Origin of the sequence: Paractinoplanes atraurantiacus, assembly GCF_900215205.1 — a bacterium.
Classification (GTDB): Bacteria; Actinomycetota; Actinomycetes; order Mycobacteriales; family Micromonosporaceae; genus Actinoplanes; species Actinoplanes atraurantiacus.
Window position 1 is genome coordinate 185,793 of the sequence record NZ_OBDY01000004.1, and the last position, 24,345, is coordinate 210,137.

Annotated in this window: 27 protein-coding genes and 1 other RNA gene; 14 read left to right on the top strand and 14 right to left on the bottom strand. The window is 68.5% G+C overall.

The window, feature by feature from the left end:
* The first annotated feature begins 12 nt into the window (after nucleotides 1–12).
* Entirely contained in the window at nucleotides 13–810 is a 798-nt protein-coding gene (locus CRP55_RS12735) for a class I SAM-dependent methyltransferase (protein ID WP_097320070.1), read from the top strand.
* 8 nt (nucleotides 811–818) lie between these two features.
* Here CRP55_RS12735 and CRP55_RS12740 read toward each other — a convergent pair whose 3' ends face one another.
* The 4 genes from CRP55_RS12740 to CRP55_RS12755 are packed head-to-tail and all read right to left on the bottom strand — an operon-like array spanning nucleotide 819 to nucleotide 4,141.
* A complete protein-coding gene (locus tag CRP55_RS12740) occupies nucleotides 819–1,418 on the bottom strand; it encodes a M15 family metallopeptidase (protein WP_245922952.1) in 600 nt (199 codons plus the stop codon).
* Entirely contained in the window at nucleotides 1,415–2,065 is a 651-nt protein-coding gene (locus CRP55_RS12745) for a GTP cyclohydrolase II (protein WP_097320072.1), read from the bottom strand. Before CRP55_RS12745 ends, CRP55_RS12740 begins: the two co-directional genes overlap by 4 nt.
* 32 nt (nucleotides 2,066–2,097) lie before the next feature.
* Entirely contained in the window at nucleotides 2,098–3,228 is a 1,131-nt protein-coding gene (locus CRP55_RS12750; RefSeq protein WP_097320073.1) for an ABC transporter permease, read from the bottom strand.
* Between the two features lie 10 nt (nucleotides 3,229–3,238).
* Nucleotides 3,239–4,141: a LysR family transcriptional regulator gene (locus tag CRP55_RS12755; protein ID WP_097320074.1), complete on the bottom strand. Its 903-nt coding sequence runs from the start codon at nucleotides 4,139–4,141 to the stop codon at nucleotides 3,239–3,241.
* Nucleotides 4,142–4,211: 70 nt separating this feature from the next.
* On the opposite strand from CRP55_RS12755, the gene CRP55_RS12760 reads away from it, so the two are divergent.
* From CRP55_RS12760 to CRP55_RS12780, 5 genes are all read left to right on the top strand, one after another.
* Nucleotides 4,212–5,411 (top strand): MFS transporter, encoded by a 1,200-nt coding sequence (locus tag CRP55_RS12760; protein WP_245922953.1) that lies wholly within the window; start codon nucleotides 4,212–4,214, stop codon nucleotides 5,409–5,411.
* A gap of 46 nt (nucleotides 5,412–5,457) precedes the next feature.
* Nucleotides 5,458–5,886 (top strand): MarR family winged helix-turn-helix transcriptional regulator, encoded by a 429-nt coding sequence (locus CRP55_RS12765; protein ID WP_097320075.1) that lies wholly within the window; start codon nucleotides 5,458–5,460, stop codon nucleotides 5,884–5,886.
* 328 nt (nucleotides 5,887–6,214) lie between these two features.
* Entirely contained in the window at nucleotides 6,215–7,273 is a 1,059-nt protein-coding gene (locus CRP55_RS12770) for a type I glyceraldehyde-3-phosphate dehydrogenase (RefSeq protein ID WP_097320076.1), read from the top strand.
* A gap of 9 nt (nucleotides 7,274–7,282) precedes the next feature.
* Nucleotides 7,283–8,194: a threonine/serine dehydratase gene (locus tag CRP55_RS12775; RefSeq protein WP_097320077.1), complete on the top strand. Its 912-nt coding sequence runs from the start codon at nucleotides 7,283–7,285 to the stop codon at nucleotides 8,192–8,194.
* Between the two features lie 437 nt (nucleotides 8,195–8,631).
* Nucleotides 8,632–9,063 (top strand): hypothetical protein, encoded by a 432-nt coding sequence (locus tag CRP55_RS12780; RefSeq protein ID WP_143234576.1) that lies wholly within the window; start codon nucleotides 8,632–8,634, stop codon nucleotides 9,061–9,063.
* Here the strand turns inward: CRP55_RS12780 and CRP55_RS12785 are convergent.
* A complete protein-coding gene (locus tag CRP55_RS12785) occupies nucleotides 9,053–9,622 on the bottom strand; it encodes an AAA family ATPase (RefSeq protein ID WP_097320079.1) in 570 nt (189 codons plus the stop codon). The genes CRP55_RS12780 and CRP55_RS12785 overlap by 11 nt on opposite strands.
* A gap of 25 nt (nucleotides 9,623–9,647) precedes the next feature.
* Between CRP55_RS12785 and CRP55_RS12790 the strand changes: the two genes are divergently transcribed.
* Together CRP55_RS12790 and rnpB are read left to right on the top strand one after the other, a co-directional pair.
* A complete protein-coding gene (locus CRP55_RS12790) occupies nucleotides 9,648–10,412 on the top strand; it encodes a sulfite exporter TauE/SafE family protein (RefSeq protein WP_097320080.1) in 765 nt (254 codons plus the stop codon).
* A 39-nt stretch (nucleotides 10,413–10,451) separates the two neighbouring features.
* An RNA gene (gene rnpB / locus CRP55_RS12795) (RNase P RNA component class A) lies at nucleotides 10,452–10,849 on the top strand.
* 9 nt (nucleotides 10,850–10,858) lie between these two features.
* Here rnpB and CRP55_RS12800 read toward each other — a convergent pair.
* Both CRP55_RS12800 and CRP55_RS12805 read right to left on the bottom strand, forming a co-directional pair.
* Entirely contained in the window at nucleotides 10,859–12,046 is a 1,188-nt protein-coding gene (locus CRP55_RS12800) for an epoxide hydrolase family protein (RefSeq protein ID WP_097320344.1), read from the bottom strand.
* Nucleotides 12,047–12,146: 100 nt separating this feature from the next.
* Nucleotides 12,147–12,929 (bottom strand): hypothetical protein, encoded by a 783-nt coding sequence (locus tag CRP55_RS12805; RefSeq protein ID WP_097320081.1) that lies wholly within the window; start codon nucleotides 12,927–12,929, stop codon nucleotides 12,147–12,149.
* A 740-nt stretch (nucleotides 12,930–13,669) separates the two neighbouring features.
* On the opposite strand from CRP55_RS12805, the gene CRP55_RS12815 reads away from it, so the two are divergent.
* The 4 genes from CRP55_RS12815 (at nucleotide 13,670) to CRP55_RS12830 (ending at nucleotide 17,524) form a co-directional block, all read left to right on the top strand.
* Nucleotides 13,670–14,947: a glycoside hydrolase family 18 protein gene (locus CRP55_RS12815; RefSeq protein ID WP_097320083.1), complete on the top strand. Its 1,278-nt coding sequence runs from the start codon at nucleotides 13,670–13,672 to the stop codon at nucleotides 14,945–14,947.
* 107 nt (nucleotides 14,948–15,054) lie between these two features.
* Nucleotides 15,055–15,297 carry a DUF3311 domain-containing protein gene (locus CRP55_RS12820; protein ID WP_097320345.1) on the top strand — a complete coding sequence of 81 codons (243 nt, stop codon included), beginning with the start codon at nucleotides 15,055–15,057 and terminating at the stop codon, nucleotides 15,295–15,297.
* Nucleotides 15,294–16,937, top strand: coding sequence for a monocarboxylate uptake permease MctP (gene mctP, locus CRP55_RS12825; protein ID WP_097320084.1), 1,644 nt, complete (start codon nucleotides 15,294–15,296; stop codon nucleotides 16,935–16,937). Before CRP55_RS12820 ends, mctP begins: the two co-directional genes overlap by 4 nt.
* Complete coding sequence (locus CRP55_RS12830) at nucleotides 16,934–17,524, top strand: class I SAM-dependent methyltransferase (protein WP_143234578.1); 591 nt, start codon at nucleotides 16,934–16,936, stop codon at nucleotides 17,522–17,524. Before mctP ends, CRP55_RS12830 begins: the two co-directional genes overlap by 4 nt.
* Here the strand turns inward: CRP55_RS12830 and CRP55_RS12835 are convergent.
* Nucleotides 17,509–17,895, bottom strand: coding sequence for a VOC family protein (locus tag CRP55_RS12835; protein ID WP_097320086.1), 387 nt, complete (start codon nucleotides 17,893–17,895; stop codon nucleotides 17,509–17,511). The genes CRP55_RS12830 and CRP55_RS12835 overlap by 16 nt on opposite strands.
* 312 nt (nucleotides 17,896–18,207) lie before the next feature.
* On the opposite strand from CRP55_RS12835, the gene CRP55_RS12840 reads away from it, so the two are divergent.
* Nucleotides 18,208–19,587 carry a stress response protein gene (locus CRP55_RS12840; RefSeq protein ID WP_097320087.1) on the top strand — a complete coding sequence of 460 codons (1,380 nt, stop codon included), beginning with the start codon at nucleotides 18,208–18,210 and terminating at the stop codon, nucleotides 19,585–19,587.
* A gap of 35 nt (nucleotides 19,588–19,622) precedes the next feature.
* The gene (locus tag CRP55_RS12845; protein WP_179855146.1) at nucleotides 19,623–20,771 is read left to right on the top strand and encodes an MFS transporter; all 1,149 of its coding nucleotides are present in this window, start codon (nucleotides 19,623–19,625) and stop codon (nucleotides 20,769–20,771) included.
* 6 nt (nucleotides 20,772–20,777) lie between these two features.
* On the opposite strand, the gene CRP55_RS12850 is transcribed toward CRP55_RS12845, so the two are convergent.
* The 6 genes from CRP55_RS12850 to CRP55_RS12875 form a co-directional block, all read right to left on the bottom strand.
* Complete coding sequence (locus tag CRP55_RS12850) at nucleotides 20,778–21,224, bottom strand: DUF4231 domain-containing protein (protein WP_097320088.1); 447 nt, start codon at nucleotides 21,222–21,224, stop codon at nucleotides 20,778–20,780.
* An 88-nt stretch (nucleotides 21,225–21,312) separates the two neighbouring features.
* Nucleotides 21,313–21,801: an SHOCT domain-containing protein gene (locus CRP55_RS12855; RefSeq protein WP_218854389.1), complete on the bottom strand. Its 489-nt coding sequence runs from the start codon at nucleotides 21,799–21,801 to the stop codon at nucleotides 21,313–21,315.
* A 581-nt stretch (nucleotides 21,802–22,382) separates the two neighbouring features.
* Entirely contained in the window at nucleotides 22,383–22,649 is a 267-nt protein-coding gene (locus CRP55_RS12860; protein ID WP_097320089.1) for a hypothetical protein, read from the bottom strand.
* Between the two features lie 11 nt (nucleotides 22,650–22,660).
* Nucleotides 22,661–22,831: a hypothetical protein gene (locus tag CRP55_RS54505; protein ID WP_245922954.1), complete on the bottom strand. Its 171-nt coding sequence runs from the start codon at nucleotides 22,829–22,831 to the stop codon at nucleotides 22,661–22,663.
* Nucleotides 22,832–23,104: 273 nt separating this feature from the next.
* Nucleotides 23,105–23,881 carry a DinB family protein gene (locus tag CRP55_RS12870; protein ID WP_097320090.1) on the bottom strand — a complete coding sequence of 259 codons (777 nt, stop codon included), beginning with the start codon at nucleotides 23,879–23,881 and terminating at the stop codon, nucleotides 23,105–23,107.
* 187 nt (nucleotides 23,882–24,068) lie between these two features.
* Entirely contained in the window at nucleotides 24,069–24,326 is a 258-nt protein-coding gene (locus tag CRP55_RS12875) for a hypothetical protein (RefSeq protein ID WP_143234580.1), read from the bottom strand.
* Nucleotides 24,327–24,345 lie beyond the last annotated feature (19 nt).

A 24,345-nucleotide genomic window follows, 5' to 3' on the forward strand; every position in this document is an offset into this window, starting at 1 on the left:
ACGGTCGGTGGCATGGCGACGTACACACACGGTCATCACGAATCGGTCTTGCGCTCACACCGCTGGCGCACCGCAGAGAATTCGGCGGCATACCTGTTGCCGCATCTTTCCTCCGGCGTCACCGTGCTGGACATCGGTTGCGGCCCCGGCACCATCACGGCCGACTTCGCGGCTCTCGTCACTCCGGCCCGGGTGACCGCCCTGGAGGTCAAACAGGAGGCGCTCGACCTGGCCCGCGCCGAGATCGCCCGCCGCGGCATCACCAACGTCGACTTCGCGGTCGGCGACGTGCACGGGCTCGACTTCCCGGACGCCTCGTTCGACGTGGTCCACGCGCACCAGGTGCTCCAGCACGTGACCGACCCGGTGGCCGCCCTGCGCGAGATGCGCCGCGTCACCAAGCCCGGCGGCGTCATCGCGGTCCGTGACAGCGATTACAAGGCCTTCGCCTGGTACCCGGAGCTGCCCGAGCTCGACGAGTGGATGGCGCTCTACCAGCGGGTGGCCCGCGGCAACGGCGGCGAGCCCGACGCCGGGCGCCGCCTCCTGTCCTGGGCCCGCGCCGCCGGCCTGACCGACGTCACCGCCACGTCGTCCACCTGGTGCTTCGCCACTCAGGAAGACCGCGACTGGTGGGGTCACATGTGGGCCGACCGCATCCTGAAGTCGGAGATGGCGACCACCGCCGTGCAAACGGCCGCGGCGAGCCAGGAAGATCTGAAGAGGATCTCCGAGGCTTGGCGTACGTGGTCAGCCGCCCCCGACGGCTGGATGTCCCTGCTGCACGGCGAACTGATCGCCCGCGCCTGAAAAACGGGTCAGGCGGTCTTCGGCTTGTAGGCCCAGTGCCACGGCTCGCGGGGCACGTTCTCGACGAAGCCGTACTTGTCGGCGTTCTTGCGCATCCAGGCCTGGGCCTTCGAGTCGAGGTCCAGGTCGGTGGCCATGCCCCAGCCGTGTTCGCTGGTGCCGGGCTTGGCCGCCAGGCCGCCCTGCGAGTACAGGCCCTTGCGGCGGGCCAGATCGACCTGTTCCTCGTACGGGCGGTACGAGTCCGTGATGCCGATGGTCACGCCTTCGCGCTTGGCGTCGGCGATCATCTGGTTCAGGCCCTGCGCGGCCGGCGCCCACAACTTGTGGCGGGTGCTGCCGACCTGTTCCAGCGCGTTGGCCGGGATCTTGCCGTTGCCGTAGGCGGCCAGCTCGGTCGGGATGCCCTTGCTGTTGAGGGTGAAGGAACGGGCGGACGTGCCGGCCGTGTTGGTGGTGCCGGACATCGCTTCCTGAAGTTTGGCCGCGAAGTCGTCGCCCGAGCCGCCGCCCTGCACCGTCGTCGGCTGGGCCTGGGCGGTCTTGGCCGCCTGCTGGGTCTGTAGCGCGATCATCCGGCTCTGGATGTCGGCGATGCGCGAGTTCACTCTCTCGATCCCCACCCACTCCTGTTCGGCACCGGGACCGAAACCTGAGGCCCTACCTGAAGTCGGATCGTGTGACCCGTGTGGTCGACCTTGGCCTGCAGGTAGCGCATGTTGGCCGGGTTGGCGTGCACGTCGGTCGGCAGCACCCGGCGTACGGCAATCTCGTGAAGTCGCAGTTGACGGGCTTTGTCGGGGTTGTTGGTGAGCAGGTCGATCGTCGTGACGCCGAGGTCGGTGAGCATCTGGGCCGCCGCCGTGTAGTCGCGTTCGTCGTCGGCGTGCCCGAGCGCCCGATTCGCCGCGTACGTGTCCAGGCCCTGATCCTGCAGGGCGTACGCGTCGAGTTTCGCGTAGAGGCCGATGCCCCGGCCCTCCTGGCGCAGGTAGAGCAGGTAGCCGCCGGTCTCGCTGAGCCGCGCGACCGATTCGCGCAGTTGGGGGCCGCAGTCGCAGCGCTCGGAGCCGAAGACGTCGCCGGTGAGGCACTCGGAGTGCAGGCGCACCAGCGGCACCGGGGAGGAGCCCTCGAAGAAGAGCGCCAGATGCTCCTTGCCGTCGACCAGGCCGGTGAAGGTGATCACGTCGGCGGTGGCGGTGAAGCCGTCGGGGAAGCGGAGCGGGACGCGGACCCTGGTGCGTACGGACATGCCGCCTTTGATCGGACACGGCGGCGGCCGGATTAGATGTTGACGGACTCGCGGCGCTCGGAGCCTTCGAGGCGCTCGACCAGCTCCAGCTCGACCTCGGAGACCTTGTCGCGGCGGTTCGGCAGCATGTTGGTGATCAGCACGATCAGCGCGCCGATGCCCGCGTAGAGACCGAGAACGATCAGGTGCGACCGGATCTCGGCGTTCGGGAAGTACAGGTTGTCGCGGACCGCCTGCACGCCGGCGCCGGTCGGCAGGTTCTCGCCGAGGACGCGGCCGAAGGCGGGCAGGAACTCGGGCAGGATGCTGGCGCCGGAGATCACCGTGCCCAGCGTGAAGTACATCGCGCCGATCAGCGCGCCGGGCGGGCCGAGCAGCGCGACCGCGCCCGCGGTGGAGGCGGTGATGGCCAGCGAGATGAGCGAGAAGATGGCCAGCATCTCGCCGCGGTCGGCCGTGGTCCCGACGCCGAACCAGCCCATCGACCACAGGATCACCGCGGCCGAGGCCACGGCGTAGACGGCCAGGATGCTGACGTGGGCGATGCCACGACGCCATGATCTTTTCGTACGGGGGATCAGGCGGCCGAGACCCATCGAGGCCACCGTGCCACCGAGCGCGAGGGCCTGGGTGAGATATCCGAGCGAGACGCCGTTGACGTCGTCGTCGGGCAGCGGCACCACGTCGGTGATCGGCGGCGGCGAGTTGAGCTCCTCGGCCTGCGCCACCGGCATGGTGTCGCCCTTCTCGGCCAGCTCGGCCAGGGCGGAGGCGGTCTGCTGCTGCACGACGGTGGTGAACGTGGTCCTGAGCAGGGTGGAGGCGGCCACCCCGGCCGCGCTGGCCACGTAGAGGTGCGGCTCGTTGCCGGTGATGTCGACGCCGCCGTACACGTCCCGGCGTTTGATCGCGATCTCCAGGTCGTCCGCCGTCGCGTAGTCGGTGACCTTGAAGTACCCGTTCTCGGTCAGCAGGCTGACCACCGCGGCCCGCTCGCTCGCCGGCGCGACCATCCCGACCGGCACGTGGTGGGGCTGGGCCTTGTGGCCCATGCCGAGGTAGTACGCGGTCAGGCCGAGCTGGACGAGCACGCCGATGACGCAGACGGCCAGCGCGAACCGCCGGAACTGCAGCACCGACTCGGCTTGGGGTTCTTCCGCCATTTCCTCATGTTTACGGACGAACCGCCTTCGTGGGACCGTTTCGGTCGATCAGGGTGAGGAGCGCTCGCGTTGCCGCGCTGGGCTGCCGCAGCGCCGGCACGGCGATGCCCAGCGGCCACACCAGGTCCACGCCGGGCACCCGCTTGATGATCAGGCCGCTCTTGTCGTGCACGGCGAACTGGGGAACGATCGCCAGCCCGAGGCCTTCCCGTACGAAATCGGCCGCGCTGCTGATGTCGGTCACCTCGACGGCGACCTGCCGTTGCACCCCGGCCGCGGCGAACGCCCGGTCGACCACGATCCGGTTGCCGTAGCCGGCCGGGAAGTCCACGAACGCCTCCCCCTGAAGGTCGTGCAGGCGCACGGTGCCGGAGGCGGCCAGCCGGTGCTCGATCGGCAGGACGAGGTCGAGCGGACGGTCGTCGACCTGCTGGAGTCGCACGCCGGCGGGCGGCCGCCCGGGCCAGGACACGAAGGCGAGGTCGAGCCCGCCGTCGGCCAGCATGTCCATCAGCCCCTGCGAGCCGCGCGGCGAGACGCTGAGCCGCAGGGTGACACCCGGGTGCAGGCGGTGGTACTCGCCGAGCAGCCCGGCCATGTCGATCAGCGGGATGGACGTGAGGGTGCCCACACGGATCGTCCCGCGCAGCCCGCCGCGCACCTCGTCGACCGCGTCGCGGGCGGCCTGCGCCGCCTCCAGCGCGGCCCGCGCCCGGGGCAGCAGCGCCTGACCGGCGTCGGTCAGCTCGACCCGCTTCGAGGTGCGTTCCAGCAGCTTGACGCCCAGTTCGTGCTCCAGCGCCTTGATCACCGCGGAGACGCCGGACTGTACGACGTGCAGCCGGGCCGCGGCCTTGGTGAAGTTGCGCTCCTCGGCGACGGCCACGAAGTACTCGAAGTGCCGCAGTTCCATCACGGATCCAGATGCTACCCAGCATGGATCATCGTTGGACGCGATGCTCCTGGCGGCGCACTCTCGGCTCATGACCGTGATGACCAAGCCTGCCCCCACCGGTGCTCGCACCGGGTCGGCCCGTCACGGCGCCGCCTTCTGGCTGGTCGCCGTCGTCTACCTCGTGGCGCTCGCCTTCTCGACGATTCCCGCGCCGCTCTACCCGCTCTACCAGGCCGCCGACGGTTTCTCGTCGTTCACGGTCACGATCGTCTTCGCCGTGTACGCGGTCGGCGTGATCGTCGCTCTGCTGCTGGCCGGGCATATCTCGGACTGGGTCGGCCGCCGCCGCGTGCTGCTGCCGGCGCTGGCCCTGGAGATCGCGGCCGGCGTGCTCTTCCTGGCCTGGCCGTCGCTGACCGGCCTGATCGTGGCCCGGCTGCTCACCGGCCTCGGCGTCGGCATGCTGACCGCCACGGCCACCGCCTATCTGCTCGAGCTGCACACCGCCCACCGGCCGCAGGCGAGCGGCACCCGCTTCGAGGTCGTCTCGGCGGCGGCCAACCTGGGTGGACTGGGCACGGGCACACTCGTCGCGGGCTTCCTGGCCCAGTTCGTCGCGGCGCCGCTGCGTACGCCGTACATCGTCTTCCTGGTCCTTCTGGTCCTGAGCGTCGTCGCCGTCGCCGCCGTGCCCGAGACGGTGACCGCGCCCGCGGTGAAGCCGAAGTACCGGCCGCAGCGGGTGCGGATGAGCGGCAAGTCCCTGGTCGCGGCGGCCGGAGCGTTCACCGCGTTCGCCGTCTTCGGGCTCTTCACCTCGCTGGCGCCGGGCTTCGTGGCGTCCGGACTGCACCACCCGAGCCGGCTGCTCGCCGGGTTCGTCGCCTTCCTGGTCTTCGCCGCGGGCGCGGCCGCCCAGTCGGCGGCGGGCCTGGTGCCGGCGGCCCGGCGCTTCCCGATCGGGCTGGCCGCGCAGGGCGCCGGACTGGTCGTGCTGGCCGCCGGGATGCTCGCCACCTCGCTGTGGCTCTTCCTGATCGGCGGGGCGATCGCCGGCGCGGGCGCCGGGATCCTCTTCAAGTCGGCGGTCGGCCGGATCGCCGCGGCGGCCCCGCCGGCCGAGCGCGGTGGCGCGCTGGCCGGGCTGTTCCTGGTCGGCTACGCCGGGCTGACCGTGCCGGTGCTGGGGCTCGGCATCGCGACCCTGTTCGTCGCCTCGACCACCGCGATGCTGTGGTTCACCGGCATCCTGCTGGCCGGCTCGGCCGTGATCTTCAGCCGGCGCTAATTATTGGGGTACAAACTATTGCTACCCCAAGCGTTACGCTTTACCGGTGTCCGACGACCCTCTGGAACTGGAACGCCAGGTCTGCTTCGCCCTGGCGGTGGCGTCGCGCAGCGTGATCGGGCTCTACCGCCCGCTGCTCGAGCCGATGAACCTGACCCACCCGCAATATCTGGTGATGCTCGCCCTCTGGCAGCACGCGCCACTCTCCGTACGCGACATCAGCCGGCTCCTCCAGCTCGACCCGGGGACGCTCTCGCCGTTGCTGAAGCGGCTCGAGGCGGTCGGCTACCTCACCCGCAAGCGGGACCCCACCGACGAGCGCAGCCTCGCGGTCGACCTGACCGATCAAGGGCGTGCACTGCGGGCCGAGGCGGAGAAAATCCCGCCCGCGATCGTCGCCCGTCTGGGTATGCCGATCTCCGAACTCGAGTCGTTGCACGCGGCACTCACGCGGGTGATTGCGGCCACTCACTGATCGATTTCGGAATACCGTGGGGGCTCGGTTCGGGTTGGAATTCTCGGAAACGAATTAGCCGCGCCCGCCGGGCGCCGATGGCCGGAATGCGCACCGTTCATCCAGATGGCGCACTGGGCATCGCGGGTGACCATTAGGAGGTTCGCAGCGCTATGGCCCTGCCCCACCAGGTCTTATGTGGATCAAGAACACCGTGTGACGCGTCCTCCGTTGACGTGCAACTTGCACGACTCTTAGTGTCGAGGGCGTGACGGCGGGTGGAAACCGGGTACTCACGGGCCCCTGCCGGCACGGCACAGCGAGATTCAGAGCGGCCGAGGAGCCTCCGATGACTGTCACGATCGGCATCAATGGATTCGGTCGTATCGGCCGCAGCATCACCCGGATAGTCGCGGCATCACCCGATCCGGGAATATCAATTGCGGCGGTAAACGATGTTGCCTCGACCGAGAAAATGGCCTACGGGCTGCGCCGGGACAGTATTCGGGGCGCATTTCCGGGCACCGCCATCGCCCGCGCCGACCATCTCGTCGTCAATGACCATGCGATCCGCGCCTTCCATCACGAACGGCCCGAGCGCATTCCGTGGGCCGACGCCGGAGTCGACGTCGTCATCGAGGCCACCGGCCGCTTCCGGGCCGGCACGACGGCACGCACCCACATCACCCACGGCGGCGCCCGCAAGGTCGTGATCAGCGCCTCGGCCGACGAGCCGGACGCGTTCCTGGTCTACGGGGCCAACCACGACACGTACGACTCGGACCAGCACGACGTGGTCTCCCCCGGCTCGTGCGGGGTGAACGCGCTGACCGTGATGGCGAAGGTCCTGCTCGACCGGTTCGGGTTACGCGCTGTGAACTCGACAGTGGTGCTGGCCACCCAGGGCTGGCAGAAGCCGCAGGACTCCGTGGTCGGCACCTCCCGTGACGATCCGCGACTGGGCCGGGCCACCGGCGACAGCATCATCCCGCACAACTTCGTGGTCGGCGACCTCGTCCGGGTGGCGCTGCCGGAGATCGGCGAGATGCGCTACAGCTACTACGTGGTGCCGACGCCGATCGGATCGCTGGCCGAGCTGTCCGGGCAGACCGGGCGCGCGGTCAGCGTCGAAGAGGTCAACCGGGCGATGGCCGAGGCCGCCGCCGGACCTTTGAGGGGCGTTCTGGCGTACGACCCGGATCCCACCGTCTCGATCGACGTGAAGAACAATCCGGCCTCCTGCCTGTTCGACCCCTCGGGCACCCAGACGACGGCGGACGGCGGGGTGAAGGTCCGCGGCTGGTTCGACAACGAGTGGGGCTTCTCCAACCGATTACTCGACATCGCGCGTCTCGTGGGTGAACGATCACCCGTCGCGTCCCGGCGGGTGAGCTGGAGCATCGCTTAGGGTTCAGCAGTGATCGACATTCAGGACGTACGGGCGGCGGCCACCCGGATCGGCTCGCGGGTGAGGCGCACGCCGGTGCTTCAGGTGGCGCCGGCGACGTGGTTCAAGCTGGAGCAGACGCAGCACGCGGGTTCGTTCAAGACCCGGGGCATGGTCAACCAGATCCTGGCCGCCCCTTCGGTCCCGCCCGCCGGCATCGTGGCCGCGTCGGGCGGCAACGCGGGCCTGGCCGCGGCATACGCGGCCCGCGAGCTGGGCATCGCGGCCACGGTCTTCGTGCCGGTCACCGCGCCCCCGGTGAAGGTGGCGAAGCTCGGCAAGCTGGGCGCCAAGGTCACCCAGGTCGGCAGCGAGTACGCGGAGGCGTACGCCGCGGCGGTAGATCACGCCGCCGGCACGAACGCGCTGTTCTGCCACGCCTACGACGACCCGCAGATGGTCGCCGGCAACGGCACGATCGGCCTGGAACTGCTGGAGCAGATCCCGTCCGGCTTCGACACGGTGCTGGTCGCGGTCGGCGGCGGAGGCCTGATCGCGGGCATGATCGCGGCCCTGTCCCCGCAGGTGAAGGTCGTAGCGGTGGAGCCGGCGACGTCGGCGGCCCTGCACGCGGCCCTGTCGGCGGGCGCCCCGGTCGACGTCCCGGTCTCGGGCGTGGCGGCCGACTCCCTGGGCGCCCGGCGGGCCGGCCAGATCGCCTTCGACCTGGCCCACTCCTTCGGGATCCCGTCGGTGCTGGTCGACGACCAGGCCATCATCGACGCCCGCCGCACCCTGTGGGACGACTACCGCCTGGCCGTGGAACACGGCACCGCGGCCGCCTATGCGGCGCTGACCTCGGGCGCTTACGTCCCGGTCCCCGGCGAGCGCGTCGTGGTCCTGATCTGCGGCGCCAACACGAACCCGACCGACCTGGCCTGACCCACCCCGGGCACACACCGCCGCGCCGAGATCACGGCCGCGGTGCACCCCCGGGGTGCACCGCGGCCTCGGCCGATACGCCGCATGCATGCAGCAGTCACCGCGTCGTCGATCACGCCACATGTACCCCAAGCCGTCGGACCCTGGCGCATCCGCGGCGAGCCGTGACCTCCCGCCGGATATGCCGTATCCCCCCGGTCCGGAAGAGCGTCCCCGATTTCGTCGATGGCTCTGGACAGCGGATCCTTGGCCGGTCCGGACAAACGCCGGTCTCTTTCCACAATCACCGGTTGTCCACAGGGTGCCCCGCACGATCTTGCGTTTTCGGTCAGACTTGAGCGGGGGCCTCTTGCGGAGAGCGGGAGCCGATCTGCGGTGGCGCAAACCCGACATTTCCCTTTTGCTGGTTTTTCGGCCTGCGCATTGATACTGGGCCGATGACTGTTGTGGCGCAGCTCGACCAGAGCGACTGGACCGAGGCCGACTACCCCCGGATGGACTGGCACGACAGCCGGGTCCATGCGATCAGCCTGGCCGGGGAGCCGCAGGTCCGGCTTCTGCTCGACCTCGACTACGTCGTTCGGCGCGAGCCGGGCGATGGATTCTGGGTCGCGCCCGCCACCCTCGTCTTCGACGCGCCGTGGGGCATCGGCGGTGGGTTCGGGCCGCTGGCCGAGCCCCTCGACATCGCCGACATTCACCGGCTGCCCTCGCCCGACCAGCATCCGGCGCCGGTCTGGCACATCGAAGGGCACAACTTCGCATTTGAGGTACGGGCGGACGGCTACCGCCAGACCCTGCGGCGGCCGCCGCTGCTCGTGCCGGTGCCCGCCCTCACCTGGGACGAGCGGGGCGGTGTCACCTTCTGAGACCGAGGCGCTCGATCGCCCGCTCGGCGACTTCGGCCGGCTGCAGGTGGGTGGTGTCAAGCCGTACGTGGGAAGGGTCGTCCTTGAACTCGTCTGTTGAATTGAGCCGATAGTCCCGGTCGGCTCGCAGCAGCAGGTCGCGCGAACGTTCGAGGTTCCGCTTCGACGGCTTCTCGGCCAGGCGCGACTCGCCCGTGTTGCGGCGCAGGCGCTCCTGCTGATCCGCTTCGAGCTCCAGGAACAGGACCCGACCGCCGCGCCGGGCGAACGGCTCGGCGTAGCGGCGCACGCTCTGCGCGTCGCCTGGGGAGTCGAAGGCCCAGACGTACGTGAAAATCAGCCCCGGCAGATCGCTCGCCGCCACCTCCTCGAGCACCGCCTGACGGAAGCCCTGCACCAGGCGCGAGAACGCCGGCGTGCCGAACTCGAAGAACCGCAGCACCGGCTCGATGGCCAGATGGTTGTGGAAGACGCGCAAGCCGGTCCGCGCCGCGATCTCGTTGCCCACGGTCATCTTGCCGACCGCCGGTGGCCCGATGATGAAGAGCAGATCCCCCATCGCCGGAGCGTAGATTCCTCACATCATGGATGTCGCGCACATTTTGCTGCTGGTCGCGGCCGGCCTGGCCGCCGGCGCGGTGAACGCCATCGCCGGCGGCGGCTCGCTCATCACGTTCCCGACGCTGATCGCCACCGGCCTGCCCTCGGTCGCCGCGAACGTCACCAACTCGATCTCCGTCTTCCCCGGCTACGTGTCGAGCGTCGCCGGAAGCCGCGCCGACCTGGCCGGCCAGTCCCGGCGCCTGCGCGCCATCATCCCGGCCGCCGTGCTCGGCTCCGGGGCCGGATGTGCGCTGCTCCTGCTGACCCCGGCCCGCGCGTTCGAGCTGATCGTCCCGTTCCTGGTCCTGGGCGCCGCCGCCACCCTGGCCTTCCAGCAGCGCCTGCGCGGCCTGGTCGGCCACCCGCGCCACCTCTCCCCCCGGCGCGCCGCCCTCACGTTGCAGACCGTCGTCTTCGTCGGCGCGGTCTACGGCGGCTACTTCGGCGCGGCCCTCGGCGTCATGTACGTGGCGGCGCTGGCCCTGATCCTCGACGAGTCCCTCAACCGCATCAACGCCCTCAAGAACGTCCTGTCGGCGGTCGTCGGCCTGATCACGCTGCTGGTCTTCGCCTTCTTCGCCCCGGTCAACTGGGCCGCCGTCCTGGCTCTGGCCCCCGCCACCGTGGTCGGCGGCTATCTGGGCGCCAAGCTGGCCCGGCGCCTGCCGGCCCGGGTCCTGCGGGCCCTGATCGTCACCTTCGGCACGGTGATCGGCCTGCTCCTGCTGTACCGGGCCCTCACCTGATCGCCCACCCACGCCCCCGTAGGATGAGGGCGCGACGGACGAGTCGGCTGGGCGGTCGCGTCGGTGCCCTTCGGGGCGCCGCCGAGGAACGTCCGGACTCCGCAGAGCAGGGTGGTTGTTAACGGCAACCCGGGGCGACCCGCGGGACAGTGCCACAGAGAACAGACCGCCGGCCCCACCAGGCCGGTAAGGGTGAAACGGTGAGGTAAGAGCTCACCAGCACCCCGGGCGACCGGGGTGGCTAGGTAAACCCCACCCGGAGCAAGGCCAAGCAAGGCCGGCGCCGCGAGGCCCCGGCCGGCGCAGGCGTTCGAGGGCTGCTCGCCCGAGCCTGCGGGTAGGCCGCAAGAGCCTGCCGGCAACGGCAGGCCGAGATGGATGGCCGCCACCAGCGTCTTCGCTGGCTACAGAATCCGGCGTACAGGCCGACTCGTCCGTCGCCCTTCTTATTGCCGTACGCCTCGGAAGGCGGCCCGCAACTCGGAGGCGAACAGCTCGGGCTCCTCCCAGGCGGCGAAGTGGCCGCCGCGGTCGGCCTCGTTGAAGTAGGCCAGGGTGGGGTAGACGGCCTCGGCCCAGCTGCGCGGGGCGGCCCACAGCTCGCCGGGGAAAGTGGTGAAAGCTACCGGGACCTGGAGCGGTGGTGGGGCGTGGCCGGCGGCGGCGGCCTGGAAGCGGCCGAACTCCCAGTACCAGCGGGCGGCGGAGGCGCCAGTGCCGGTCAGCCAATACAGGGTGATGTTGTCGAGGATGCTGTCGCGGGTCAGACCGCCGGTGGCCTGCTTGTCGGTGAAGGCGCGGGCCATCTTGTAGTAGCTGTCGGTGTCGTGGTCGAGCATCCAGGCGGCCAGGGCCACCGGCGAGTCGAGCAGGGCGTAACCGATGGTCTGGGGGCGGGTGGACTGCTCCAGGAAGTAGGCGAAACCGTCGGTGGCGAACGTGGTGACGGCGTCGCGGGCGGCGCGCTCCTGGTCGGTGCCGGCCGGAAGGTGGTCCTTGAGGTCGAGGGCCGGGGCCAGCAGGTTGACGTGGATGCCGAGCAGACCGTCGGGCCCCTGACGGCCCATGAAGTCGGTGACGGCGGCGCCGACATCACCGCCCTGGGCCACGTAGCGCTGGTAGCCGAGGCGGTTCATCAGCTCGGCCCAGGCGCGGGCGATCCGGCCGTTCTCCCAGCCCAGCTCGGCCGGCTCGCCGGAGAAGCCGTAGCCGGGCAGCGACGGCAGCACCAGGTGGAAGGCGTCCTCGGCCCGGCCGCCGTACGCGGTCGGATCGGTGAGCGGGCCCACCGCGCCGAGCAGCTCGACCACCGAGCCCGGCCAGCCGTGCGTCATGATCAGCGGCAGTGCGTCCTCGTGACGCGACCGCACGTGGAGGAAGTGAATCCGTACACCATCGATCTCGGTCGTGAATTGCGGAAAGGCGTTGAGCCTGGTTTCGAACGCGCGCCAGTCGTGGTCGGCCGTCCAGTAGCGGGCCAGCTCCTGAAGCGCCGCCAGCTGCACCCCCTGGGACCGGTCGTCGACCAGCTCACGCCCGGGCCAGCGCGTGGCCGCGATCCGCCGGTGCAGATCGGAGATCGCCTCCTCCGCGGTGTCGAGCCGGAAAGGACGGATCTCACGGTCACCGGACATGGCGCCCACCTGCCGATTCGAGAAGTCGGTAAGTGGCCCATCGTCCCGCGTCCCAGCGAGCCCACCTCATCCCTGACGAATGAACGCGCGGCGCCGGCCGTCAGCCGAGGAGCTCCACGAGGCGAGTGTCGCCATCGACCACGCGTTCGAGGTTCACCTCCGCGGTCGCGGCGACCTGCAACGGCGAGGTGCCGCCGACCGCGCTGGCATGCACGATGCGATCGACCCCGGCACCCACGAGCGGGGCGGCGGTCCGGAGAGTCCCGGCCAGCGCCACCGAAGTCAGATCTCCGGCGTGAAGGACAAGGTTCCGCTGCCGGTAGAGGCGGCGGAACGCGTCCTCGAGCTGAGACACGATCTTCGGCAAGATCTCCGCGGGTTGCGAGGCGAGGGCCTGCATCCTTTCCAGCGCCAGGCAATGGCGGGGTCGAGAGAAGCCGGCGAGGGTCCCCGCTCTCAGCGCGTCCTCGAACATGCGGGCTTTCTCGATGTCCTCAGGGATCTGGCGTATTCCTATCGCCAAGGCATCTGCGCACTCGCCCGCATACGCGTTCGCTAGCGCCGTCAGTTCGGTCCTGATGTAGCTGCATGCCACGATGCGCGCCATCCGTATTGCCGCGGTGACACGATTGCGCCCGTCGCCCGGCCCGACGAAGAGTGCCTCGATGGCGGCCCAGCTCCCGGCGACTGCCGCGGCCGGGGTACCCAGGTCAAGGGGCTCCAGAAGTTCGAGCGCCGAGCTGACTTCTGCCGAGAGGTTCAGCCCGCCAGCCTGTCGGAGCGGCTTCTCGCCCGGAACCCATTGCGCCAGCTTGGCCGCCTCGTCGATCAGATCGCCAACCTCGGCCGAGTCCGGGCATGGCAGCCATGGTAGGTCCACCACCGATGCAGATATCTAGGGCTGAACCCGGCATCCAGGAGATGACTGCCAACCGCCCGGGAGACGACTTCCGGGCTGGGCTTGCCGACACGCACCGCCTCCGCCCAGTTCGGCAGGTACGCCTCGTCCGCTTGGTCGGCGAGCAGGGCGAGGACGTAAGCGTCGTGGCTCTCAGGTTCCAGCTTCCGGCTCACGGCACCGATCAGGATTCCGCGCTGCCTTTCCGACCCGAAGCCCACATCCCGCCGGACGCGCCGGATCAGCTCATCGCTGAGGTATTTGACCGAGGAGTCGGACAGGACTCCTCATGGCGGGCCCGGTGGGCCTCGAGTAACTCTCTGATCTCGAGGACAGAGCTGAGGCGCCACAGCTGGCGGTTCCACGGGGTAGACCGAGAGTAGTAATCGAGCAACCTTTTGTGCACGCCGAGGTCGTACGGCTTGTCGACCAGAGCCAAGTCGGGTTACCCTTCGGCGTAGTGGGGGGAAGTCGCCGCGAGGCCGCTTCCCCCCAATTCTGTGTTCGGCGGGTGCGCTCGAACGAGCAACCTATGGCCACCGTGACGCCCACCTCAACCGGCTCCGGGCGTGGATCATCCGTACGTGTGAGGGCGCCGGCCCGGCAATCCGGGCGATCGGGACCCAACGCCCGGGTTCCGTACTCCCGCACCGGCGAAAGCATTGCCTCAGCGCAGTGAGACCTCTAACTTCCTCGATTAGGAAACTTTCTTTCCTGGAGGACTCATGCGCGAATGGAAACGCCGGCTCGTTGCTGTGGCCGCATTGGCTGCTGTGGGGGGCACGGTTGCGGCTACGCCTGCTCAGGCGGGCGGCAAGTCATACGTCAAGGTCGGGTACTTCACGCAGTGGGGTATCTACGGCCGCGACTTCCAGCTCAGCAAGGTGCAGAGCTCCGGCGCGGCCGGGAAGCTCACGCACCTCAACTACGCGTTCGGGCCGGTCACGGCGGACGGGGTCTGCGCCAGCGCCGACCCGTGGGCCGACTGGCAGACCAGCTTCGACGACGCGCACAGTGTGGACGGTGTTGGTGATGTCGCGGGGCAGCCGATCGCGGGCAACCTCAACCAGCTCGCCGAGCTCAAGAAGAAGAACCCGAAGCTGCGGGTGCTGATCTCGCTCGGCGGGTGGACCGGGTCGGCGTACTTCTCCGATGCCGTTCTGACCGACGCCTCGCGGAAGAAGCTCGTCAGCTCCTGCCTCGATCTCTGGATCAAGGGCAATCTGCCCGGCCTGCCCGCGGGGGTCGCCGCGGGAATCTTCGACGGGGTCGATCTCGACTGGGAGTGGCCCGGGTCCGACGGCAACGCCGGCAATGTCATCCGGCCCGAGGACAAGCGGAACTTCACGCTGCTCACGGCCGAGTTCCGGGCGCAGCTCGACAAGCTCAGCCGGACCACCAAGCACCGGTACGACCTGACGGCCTTCCTTCCGGCGGCCCCGGCCAAGATCACGGCCGGCTTCGAGGGCGACAAGATCTTCAAGTACCTGGACTTCGGAACCGTGCAGGGGTACGACTTCCACGGCTCCTGGGAGACCCGCGCCAACCAGCAATCCGCCCTGTTCGTCCCCCGAGGCGCGCCCGACAACCCGGACTTCTCCGTGGATGTCGCGATAAACGCCTGGCTCAAGGCGGGGGCACCGCGCAAGGAGCTCGTTCTGGGCCTGCCCTACTACAGCCAGGGCTGGACCGGCGTCACCGACAAGAACAACGGCTTGTTCCAGCCCGCCACCGGCCCGGCGCCCGGGATCTTCGCGGCCGGCACGGAGGACTACAAGACGGTCAAGACGCTGCCCAATTTCAAGATCCACCGGGATCTCCGCAGCGGGCACGCCTGGCTGTTCGACGGCACGACATTCTGGACGTACGACGATCCGGCTCAGATGATTCAGAAGGCGCTCTACATCCGGGCCAAGGGCCTGGGCGGCGCGATGATGTGGTCACTCGACGGTGACGACGCCAGCGCGTCACTCACCAAGGCGGTTTCCGCCGGGCTGCGGTAAGCCGTTCGGCGCACGACCGAAACCGCTTGGCGCACGGTGATCGCCCGATTTGACCCCTCCTCGTTAGCGTGACGTACAGCACCAGCGCTGACGAGGAGGTACGGGCCATGGCGGAGCCTGAGACCAAAGAGCCAGGACCGGAGAGCAGGCCCCGGAGCGATCGCAGCCCCTGGAACTGGCTGCTGCTCATCCCCATCGTCGTGCCGGTTCTGACGTTCATCTACAACCATGACGAGCCCCGGCTGTTCGGCTTCCCGGCGTTCTACTGGATCCAGTTCCTCTTCATCCTGCTCGGCGTCGGCACCACGTCGCTGGTCTACCAGATGACGAAGCGGGGACGGCGGCCATGAGAGACCACATCACCGAGATCGTCGTCTTCACCATCCTGTTCCTGTTCGTCAGCGGCATGGGCTTCGTGGCCGCACGCTGGCGCGCGCCCCAGGACATGGCCCACCTCGACGAGTGGGGCCTGGGCGGGCGCAACTTCGGCGGCTGGATCACCTGGTTCCTCGTCGGCGGTGACCTGTACACGGCGTACACCTTCGTCGCCGTACCCGCGCTGATCTTCGGCGCCGGTGCGGCCGGGTTCTTCGCCGTCCCGTACACCATCATCATCTATCCGATGTTCTTCTTGATCCTGATCAGGCTCTGGTCGGTGTCGCACCGGCACGGCTTCGTGACCCCGGCCGACTTCGTGCGCAGCCGGTTCGACTCGCCCACGCTGGCCCTCGTCGTCGCCATCACCGGCATCGTCGCCACCATGCCGTACATCGCCCTCCAGCTCGTCGGCATCGAGGCGGTGCTCAAGACGATGGGCGTGACCGGCGACAGTGTGCTCGCCCGGCATGCGCCCATCATCATCGCGTTCGCGATCCTGGCTGCGTACACCTATCAATCGGGTCTTCGCGCCCCGGCCCTGATCGCGTTCGTCAAGGACGCGCTCATCTACATCGTGATCCTGGTGGCGGTCATCTATCTGCCGACCAAGCTGGGCGGGTGGGGCAGCATCTTCGACGCCGCCGAGGCCAAGTTCACGGCCAGCCCGAACCCCAACGACGGCATCACCCTGAACGCCAACAACCAGCTCCAGTACGTGACGCTCGCGCTCGGCTCGGCCCTGGCGCTGTTCCTCTACCCGCACAGCATCACCGGCGTGCTGGCCAGCAAGAACCGCAACGTGATCAAGCGGAACATGTCGGCCCTGCCGGCCTACAGCTTCCTGCTCGGCCTGCTCGCGCTTCTGGGGTACGCGGCCATCGCGTCCAATGTGAAGCCGCTGCCCGGCGCCACGGCGGGCACGGTCGACAGCAACACGGTCGTGCCGCTGCTGTTCGACATGCAGTTCCCGGCCTGGTTCGCCGGGGTCGCCTTCGCCGCGATCGGCATCGGCGCGCTCGTGCCGGCCGCCATCATGTCGATCGCCGCGGCCAACCTGTTCACCCGCAACATCTACAAGGAGTACCTGCGCAAGGACGCGTCGCACGCCGACGAGGCCCGCGTCTCGAAGATCACCTCGCTGGTCGTGAAGATCGGCGCGGTCGCCTGCATCGTGTTCCTCGACCCGCAGTTCTCGATCGACCTCCAGCTCATCGGCGGCGTGATCATCCTGCAGACCGCTCCGGCGGTGGCGCTCGGCCTGTTCACCCGCTGGCTGCACCGGGGTGCGCTGATCGCGGGCTGGGTGGCCGGCATGGGCCTGTCGATGTGGATGTTGTGGCAGATCCCGAACCCGGCCACGAAGCGCGCCCACTTCGGCGGTTCGGCGTTCCCGCTGTCCGAGTTCGGCTTCGACACCAAGCGCACCATTTACGTCGGCTTCGTGACGGTGCTGGTCAACCTGCTGATCGCGGTCATCGTCACGCTGATCCTGCGGGCGGCCAAGACTCCCGCCGGCGTCGACGGCACCACGCGGGACGACTACTTCGCCGACGAGGGCGACCCGCGCGTCGACCGCGACCTCACGGCCGTCGAGACGCCGTCGTCCACATGAATTGGGTTCAATGGCACGAGGAGTACGGGATTCCCGGCTCCTCGTTGGCCCGCCGCTTGACGGTGGTGCAGGACCACATTCGCACGGCCCTGCAGTCCTTTGTCACGCCGCGCCTCATCAGCATGTGCGCCGGCGACGGCCGCGACATTCTGCCGCTGCTGCCCGCGGGCGCGAACGCCCTCCTGGTCGAGCTCGATCCATCGCTGGCCCAGCGGGCGCAAGGTCACACGAATGTCGTCATACGCAATGAGGACGCGGGCGCGATCGACGCGTACCTTTCCTTCGGCCGCGCCGACATCGTGCTCGCCTGCGGCGTCTTCGGAAACGTGAGCGCGGCCGACGTCCGCCGCACCATCGAGTCGCTGCCGATGCTGCTGTCCCCCGGCGGTCAGGTCATCTGGACCCGGGCCGGCGACGAGAGCGCATTCGTGCGCGACTGTTTCGCCGAATCGGGCTTCGACGAGGTCGCCTTCACCGCGCCCGCCGACGCGAAATTCCGGGTGGGCACGCACCGGATGTCGGCGGCTCCGACACCACCGATTCCCGGCACGCGCCTCTTCCGGTTCCTGGATCAGTCGTCCGTGTAAAGGCAGAAGGGATGTCCGGCCGGGTCGAGCATCACCCGTACCGTCTCCTGGGGTTGATAGGAGGCCTGCTCCGCGCCCACCGAGACGGCGTACGCGACGGCCTCCTCGAGATCGTCGACCTCGATCTCCAGGTGCATCGACATCTGCGGTTTACCGGCCTCGGCCGGCCACACCGGCCGTACGTATTGTTTCTCGGTCTGGAACCCGAGGTTGTATCCAGCGTTGTCGGAGGGCGCGACCGCGCCACCCAGACCGTTGTCCGCCGGGTAGAAATTCCAGCCGAGCAGCCGCGAGTAGAAGCGTCCCAACTCCACCCCGTCCGGCGCGTCCAGGGTCACACCCCACCACTGCTTACGGCTCCTGAGCGGCACAAGCAACTCCCCTCTGATTCTGCTCCCACTCCATTCAAGCCGGAGATTCACCCGCGCGCGAGCGAATCAGCTATGTGCTGATCCCCTTGCAAGTGAAGATCATCAATGGTAGGGCAGGGGTTGCAACCACATTCGACCGGACCGCGACATCTTAAGATCAATTGTTTGCAGAAATATGAATGTCCTATGTGGTGACACTCCGCGATAGGCCAACCGGTCAACTTCTCGTAACTGATCGACGTGTCGATCGATCCGCTCGCCATCGCCAGCTGAGCGTAGCCTGCGTCAAGGCCACACTACGAGGAGTGACTGATGAGTGAAGATGTCTGGCTTGCCGCCCGTCTCATTCCCACGTCGGGAATCAATGGGGCCGATGAGCAGGAGCGGCGAGCTACGTCAGCTCTTCTCGCCGTGATGAGCGCCGTGCGGGAGTTCGGCCGGGCGTTGACACAACCGATCGGTGCTCCGGCTGGAACCGTGCAGACTTACATCGAGGTCCCCTTCAAGCTCGGGGAAGGAAAGTTCTTTCCGGACGGGCTCATTCGGATCACTCGCGGACAGCGCCAGTGGACTGCGCTCGTCGAGGTGAAGACAGGCAGTAACGAGCTACGGGTCGACCAGCTCGAACGCTATCTCGACATTGCAAGGGAACAAGGCTTCGATGCCCTCATCACCATCTCCAACCAGATCCCTCCCGTACCTGGACAACACCCCACCGCTGTCGACAAGCGGAAGCTGAAGAAGGTTGCACTCCACCATCTGCCGTGGTCGGAGGTTCTCACCGCAGCCGTCATGCAGAAGGAATATCGCGGCGTCGCCGATCCCGATCAGGCCTGGGTCCTGGGAGAACTGATCCGTTACCTGGAACATCCCCGGTCGGGGGCGCTGGAGTTCGGTGACATGGGCGCCAGCTGGGTTCCTGTACGAGAGTCCGTCAATGCAGGCACCCTTCGAGCTGTCGACCCGGCGGTGGCAGAAGTGGCGGGAAGGTTCGACGCTCTCGTGCGTTTCGCCGGTCTCAAGCTCGGCCGACAGCTAGGTACGGAAATCGTTCCAGCCCTCACGCGTAGAGAGCTGGCTGACCCATCGATTCGAACTCAGGGTCTCGTCACGCAATTAGCGACCACTGGCACGATGACCGCCGCCCTCCGTATACCGGGCGCGGTCGGCGCCCTTTTCGTGACCGCGGATCTACGAGCAGCGAAGATAACATGTCACGTTGATGTCGAGGCGCCCCGTGAAGGCCGCCCGACCACTCGTGTCAATTGGTTGGTGCGACAACTCAAGCACGCGCCGGAGACGCTCCGCCTAGAGTCTTTCGCGGCATACTCACGTGGCGCAGGCAGCGCCGAGTTACTCAAGACCGTCCGCGAGGAGCCAGGCCGCCTGGTCGGCGAACCCTCGAGGGAACTGAAGTCCTTCCGCGTGGCTGCGAACTCGGCGGCCGGCACCAAGCGCGGCACCGGGCGCAGTTCCTTCATCGACTCGGTGCTTGGCGCCATCGACGACTTCTACGAACAGGTCATTCAGAACCTCAAGCCCTGGATGGCCGCGCCCCCGAAGCTACGCGCCCCCGAAGAGGTGATCGAGGCCGAGCCAGTTGCCGCAGCGCTCGTATCAACGGCGATCTCTTCCCAGGACGGTCCGCAGCCGCTGGAGCCTGGTAGTGGTCAAGCTCCGCAATCCCCGTAGCGCGGGCGGTGGAGGCTTCGCCTACGGTCAGAAGCATGATCGAGAGGAAGGCGCGGGTCGCGACGTCGGTGATCTTCGCGGCGCACGGGGCCGTCACCGGGACGTTCGCGGCGCGGGTGCCCTGGGTGGCCGACCACGTCGGGGTCGGGCCCGGCGGGCTCGGGCTGGCCCTGCTCATGCCCGGGGTGGGCGCGCTCATCGCGATGCCGCTGTCGGGGCGGCTGGTGCATCGGTTCGACCTGCGTTCCCTCGTACGCGTCCTGATGCTCTGCTGGTGTGCCGCGCTCCTGCTCCCGGCGCTGCCGACCTCGCTGTGGGCGCTCTGCCTGTGCCTGGTCGTCTACGGCGCGGCGGCCGGTGTGGCCGACGTGGCGATGAACGCGCACGCCGTGCTCGTCGAGGAACGGTACGGGCGGTCGGTGATGTCGGGCTTCCACGGCTGGTGGAGCATCGGCGGGCTGGCCGGCTCGGCGGTGGCCGTCCTCGCGACCCGGGCCGGCCTGTCCGCGCCCACACACTTCCTGCTCACGGTGGCCGCCCTCGTCGTGATCGTGCTGGCCGCGTCGGCGTGGCTGATCCCGCACCGGCCGGCGCCCGAACTGGAGGAGCCGCCGGCGTTCGCGCTGCCCACCGGCCGGGTGCTGACGATCGGCCTGATCGGGCTGTGCGCGGTCTTCGCCGAGGGCGCCAGCCTCGACTGGGCCGCCGTCTACGTCCGCGACCTGCTGCACCATCCGGCCGCCACGGCCGCCGCCACGGTCTCGATCTTCTCGGTGTGCATGGCCGCGGCCCGATTCGGCGGCGACTGGGTCGTCCGGCAACTGGGCCCGGTGAAGACGGTCCGCGTCTCCGGCGTGTGCGCGACAGTGGGCGCCCTGACGATCGTGCTGGCCGAACCGGTGGCGCTGGTCATCGCCGGGTTCGGCCTGCTCGGCATCGGCATCGCGGTGGTGGTGCCGCTCGTGTTCGCGGCCGCCGCCCGTACGGAAAGCAGCCCTGGCAAAGGCATCGCCGGGGTGGCCGGCATCGCCTACGGCAGCGGTCTCATCGCCCCCGGCATCATCGGCGACATCGCCCACATGTCGTCGCTGACGGTTTCGTTCGGCGTCATCGTGGCGCTGATGGTCGTCATGACGCTGGGCGCGCAGGTGCTCCGGGTGCGGTCGGTTTCCGTAGCGTCATAAAGTCACTCACTGTTCGGCGGCGGAGATCTCACGGGCTTCCTGCGCCGTACGCCGTAAACCCACCCACCCCTGCGTCTCCGACAACTCGATCCCCTTGACGGCCTGCACGAAAAGGGCCTCCCGATCCGCCTTGTCGTAGTCATCGAGCCGGTGCCGGAAACGCGCCCATTCCGCCTCCAGCTGCACCATCGTCTCGATGTTGCGAATCCAGTTGTCGTGCCACCGGAAAAGCGTCCGCAGCCCGGTCAGCACGACGACGAGTCCACCGAGGACGGCCGGAACCCGAGCATCATCGGTGAAGGCGACACTGGCCGGAATGGCCGCCGCGAACACGATGAGCAGCGTCTCCGAAACCTGATAGGCCCGCCGAGCCGTACCGGCATTGCGGAGATACCGCTCCCGAGCCACCCGATAGACCTCGGCAGCACTGAGGTCCCCGTCCCCCTGAGTCATGCGGACCAGTATCCATCGTCGATCCGCCCCCGGATCTCCCGAGCCAGCCCCGCGCCGTCTCCGCTGGTTTGCCGGGTCAGACAGCACGTCAGAGACGGCCGAGTAGCTCGGCCTTCTTCGACGCGAACTCCTGGTCGGTGAGGATGCCGGCTGCGTGGAGCGAGGCGAGTTTCTCGATCTGCGCGACGACATCCGTCTGAGGCGCGGCCAAAGCCGGCGGGGCTGTCGGTCCCGCGAACTTGCCCCGCTGGATCACCGAAGAGGCAAGGTCCAGGATCTTGTCGGTCACGCCGGGCTGCGGCGTCAGGGGCTCCTCGGGCTGAGCGGAAGCCTCGGTGACGACCTGCTTGCCCTGGAGCAGTACGGAGAAGACCATGAACAGCTTTTCCGGAAGCTCGATGATGGACTGGTTGCCGTCGGCCCAGTTCACGCGGACGGTGTGCCCGGACTTCATGGCCGCGCCGAGGCCGGCGCCGACAGCTCGGCCGATCATCCCCGGCAGAGCAGCCTTCGCGGCCGCCTGGCCCATGACGCCGGCTACGCCGTCCTTGGTCGAGAGCTCCTCCCACTCGGCCACCGTCTCGGCATCGAGCTTGTGCCTCTTGAACGGATTGCGAGGATTCCCGACGATAAGTCCGCCATGACCAGAGAGAACGCCGCCGTTCGCCAGGTGACCTCCTACTACCCGTCCTTGGTTCGTCAGCTCTTGCAAGATCGCCACCGGCGAACCGCAGATCACCACTTCTGCCCACGCAATCAAGCCTTCGGCCCCACGTGAATGCGGTACGTATGAATTCGGCCTCGGCGGGCCGCCGCTGCTCAGCGCGTTGTGCTGCCCTACTACGGACGCAACTTGGCCGCCTTGCGGGACGCGCTCTGGTCCTGCAGCTGGGCCGAGCGTTTCGAGTACGCCGGCCCGAGGCGGACAGGTGACAGCACCTTGCCTGGCCATCGCGGCCGTCTCACCGTGGACGTGTGGCACAACCGGCGGAGGGGGTAGGTCCAGGCGAGGGCGTCGCGCCTGAACCCGATGCCACACCGCCTCCGGACGGCGGCGCGGCCGAGCCGGCCAAGAGCGACAACTGAATCGGGTGGGCGATCGGTGGCCTCGTCGGCCCTCGACGTCCTCAAGAACTGGACGTCATAGAGCCGCGGCGGTCAGTCGTCCTCGTCGGTCAGTTCGGCCAGCAGCTCGGCCGCGTCGCTGTTGCCGGCGTCGGCCAGGCGGCGCAGCTCGCCGGTGTCGCCGCGCTCGCTGGCCAGCTGGACCAGCTCGTCCGTGGCGTCGCTGCTGCCCGCCTCCGAGAGACGGCGCAGCTCCGCCATGTCGCCTCGTTCGCCCGCCAGCTCGACGAGCTGATCCACCGCGTCCCGGTCTCCGTCAGCGGCCCGCGCCCGCAACTCCGACAGCTCAGAATCCGTCATGGTTGTTCAGCCTAGGCCGGTCGCGCGCAGGCGTACGGCCGCCGGACGTGAGTGAAGAAGCCCTTCCAGGCGAAACCGCCGTTGCTCATCAGGAGCTGGCCGTTGATCCAGCCGCCCTGCGGTGAGCAGAGGAGGTCGACCAGGTGGGCCGTGTCCTGAGGGGTGCCGAGGCGGCCCAGCATCGCTGGTCAAGGCGATGATCCGGCCCGCGCCGGGTGTGCCGCGGAAGCGGAGGGCGTGTTCGCGGATGAGCAGCCAGGTGGCGCGGGCGTTGACGGCGAAGTGGCGGTCGAAGCCTTCCACAGTGGTGTCGAGCAGCCCGGAGTCGACGGTCGTCGTAGGCGTGCCAGTACGTGAAGGCGACGTCCCAGCCGGAGGAGGCCAGCTGCCGGGCGATGCCGGCACCGATCCCGGCCGTACGGCCGACGCCGGTGACCAGTGCTACCGGGCGAGGCTCATTCATTCCGTGATTCCAGTACGGCCAGGTCGCGTTCCGCGTACCGGCGATGCTCCCACTCCTCGTTGAGGACGGTCAGCAGACATTTCCGTACGGGAAAAGTCCTTTGGGGAGGCGGCCAGCCGAGCCCATCGACCGGTTTGGTGTCGGAGGCCAGCAAGTCGCCGGTGAGACCGTCGATGACCCGGCGCACCGTGGCCATGCGGTCGAGCCGGAGCGCGAGCGCCTCATCGAGCGAAGGCCGGGCCGCACGATCACGCGGAACGCCCGGTGTGTCCTCCATGCCGTCCCACGGCAGCGACAGCGGATGCCACGGCGACTGCTCGCCGAGGATGGCCCGCGACACCCACGACTCCTCGGCGAACGCCAGATGCCGCAACGTCTCGATGAACGACCATTCCCCGTCCACGGACTCGTGCAGCAACGGCTCCGGCAACCGCCGCGCCCGCTCGACCGTCTCGGCCCACCGCGCCTCGATCAGATCCCAGGCCTCACGAAAGCCGTCCGGATCCGTGGGCCGCATCTTCACCCGTTCGGGCTCGAGACGATCCATTTCCGCCTGTACGAACGGAGCAACGTCCACCCCGTTGATCACCAACGATTCGACCTCGCCGTCGATGTCGACCTTCCCGATGTAGACGCCCCGCATGGTCACGTCGTAGAAGTTGACCTCCCGGAACCGGCTGCCGGCCAGATCGACATCCCGCAGCTCAGCCCTCTTGAGATCAACATGCTCGAACCGGGAGCCGCTCAGGTCCCCCTCGAAGTCAGCCATCCCCGCACGCTAGCCCCAGTTCCGGACGAAAACCTTCCTGAACGACGAGCCCTCTCAGCAACGACCGCGACGCGACCGCAGTCCGCCTCAGGCGAGAGGGGCTGCTCAGAACGAGGCCCGCGCCCTCTTGATCAGAGGCCGCGGGGCCGGTGGCCGGCCCGCGAAGCACGAACCGGCCGTAAATCCGCTACTTCCGGTTGAGCCGCCGGAAGATCGACTCGACGATCGCTGGCAGGTCGTCCTTCTTCGCCAGCGAGATCGCAATGATGCCGAGCAGGAGCCACGCGACTTCCCGTCGAGCCCGGAGCAAGAGCGAGAAGATCGCCAGGGCGATCGCCCATCCTCCGAATGTTCCATCGATAGGTACCACGACGCACGCACCCTTCGGCGTCTTGCGGGTCGATGCGAGACCGCCGAAGGGCACGCGGCTCCGGTCAGGGCGCATGCCCCCTGACCGGAGAACG

Excerpts from the sequence above, each read along its gene's own strand:
- CRP55_RS12735 (WP_097320070.1), top strand. The coding sequence starts at position 13 with ATGGCGACGTACACACACGGTCATCACGAATCGGTCTTGCGCTCACAC.
- CRP55_RS12745 (WP_097320072.1), bottom strand. The coding sequence starts at position 2,065 with ATGTCCGTACGCACCAGGGTCCGCGTCCCGCTCCGCTTCCCCGACGGC.
- CRP55_RS12750 (WP_097320073.1), bottom strand. The coding sequence starts at position 3,228 with ATGGCGGAAGAACCCCAAGCCGAGTCGGTGCTGCAGTTCCGGCGGTTC.
- CRP55_RS12755 (WP_097320074.1), bottom strand. The coding sequence starts at position 4,141 with ATGGAACTGCGGCACTTCGAGTACTTCGTGGCCGTCGCCGAGGAGCGC.
- CRP55_RS12760 (WP_245922953.1), top strand. The coding sequence starts at position 4,212 with ATGACCGTGATGACCAAGCCTGCCCCCACCGGTGCTCGCACCGGGTCG.
- CRP55_RS12770 (WP_097320076.1), top strand. The coding sequence starts at position 6,215 with ATGACTGTCACGATCGGCATCAATGGATTCGGTCGTATCGGCCGCAGC.
- CRP55_RS12780 (WP_143234576.1), top strand. The coding sequence starts at position 8,632 with ATGACTGTTGTGGCGCAGCTCGACCAGAGCGACTGGACCGAGGCCGAC.
- CRP55_RS12785 (WP_097320079.1), bottom strand. The coding sequence starts at position 9,622 with ATGGGGGATCTGCTCTTCATCATCGGGCCACCGGCGGTCGGCAAGATG.
- CRP55_RS12790 (WP_097320080.1), top strand. The coding sequence starts at position 9,648 with ATGGATGTCGCGCACATTTTGCTGCTGGTCGCGGCCGGCCTGGCCGCC.
- CRP55_RS12800 (WP_097320344.1), bottom strand. The coding sequence starts at position 12,046 with ATGTCCGGTGACCGTGAGATCCGTCCTTTCCGGCTCGACACCGCGGAG.
- CRP55_RS12815 (WP_097320083.1), top strand. The coding sequence starts at position 13,670 with ATGCGCGAATGGAAACGCCGGCTCGTTGCTGTGGCCGCATTGGCTGCT.
- CRP55_RS12820 (WP_097320345.1), top strand. The coding sequence starts at position 15,055 with ATGGCGGAGCCTGAGACCAAAGAGCCAGGACCGGAGAGCAGGCCCCGG.
- mctP (WP_097320084.1), top strand. The coding sequence starts at position 15,294 with ATGAGAGACCACATCACCGAGATCGTCGTCTTCACCATCCTGTTCCTG.
- CRP55_RS12830 (WP_143234578.1), top strand. The coding sequence starts at position 16,934 with ATGAATTGGGTTCAATGGCACGAGGAGTACGGGATTCCCGGCTCCTCG.
- CRP55_RS12840 (WP_097320087.1), top strand. The coding sequence starts at position 18,208 with ATGAGTGAAGATGTCTGGCTTGCCGCCCGTCTCATTCCCACGTCGGGA.
- CRP55_RS12845 (WP_179855146.1), top strand. The coding sequence starts at position 19,623 with ATGATCGAGAGGAAGGCGCGGGTCGCGACGTCGGTGATCTTCGCGGCG.
- CRP55_RS12850 (WP_097320088.1), bottom strand. The coding sequence starts at position 21,224 with ATGACTCAGGGGGACGGGGACCTCAGTGCTGCCGAGGTCTATCGGGTG.
- CRP55_RS12860 (WP_097320089.1), bottom strand. The coding sequence starts at position 22,649 with ATGACGGATTCTGAGCTGTCGGAGTTGCGGGCGCGGGCCGCTGACGGA.
- CRP55_RS54505 (WP_245922954.1), bottom strand. The coding sequence starts at position 22,831 with ATGCTGGGCCGCCTCGGCACCCCTCAGGACACGGCCCACCTGGTCGAC.
- CRP55_RS12870 (WP_097320090.1), bottom strand. The coding sequence starts at position 23,881 with ATGGCTGACTTCGAGGGGGACCTGAGCGGCTCCCGGTTCGAGCATGTT.
- CRP55_RS12875 (WP_143234580.1), bottom strand. The coding sequence starts at position 24,326 with ATGCGCCCTGACCGGAGCCGCGTGCCCTTCGGCGGTCTCGCATCGACC.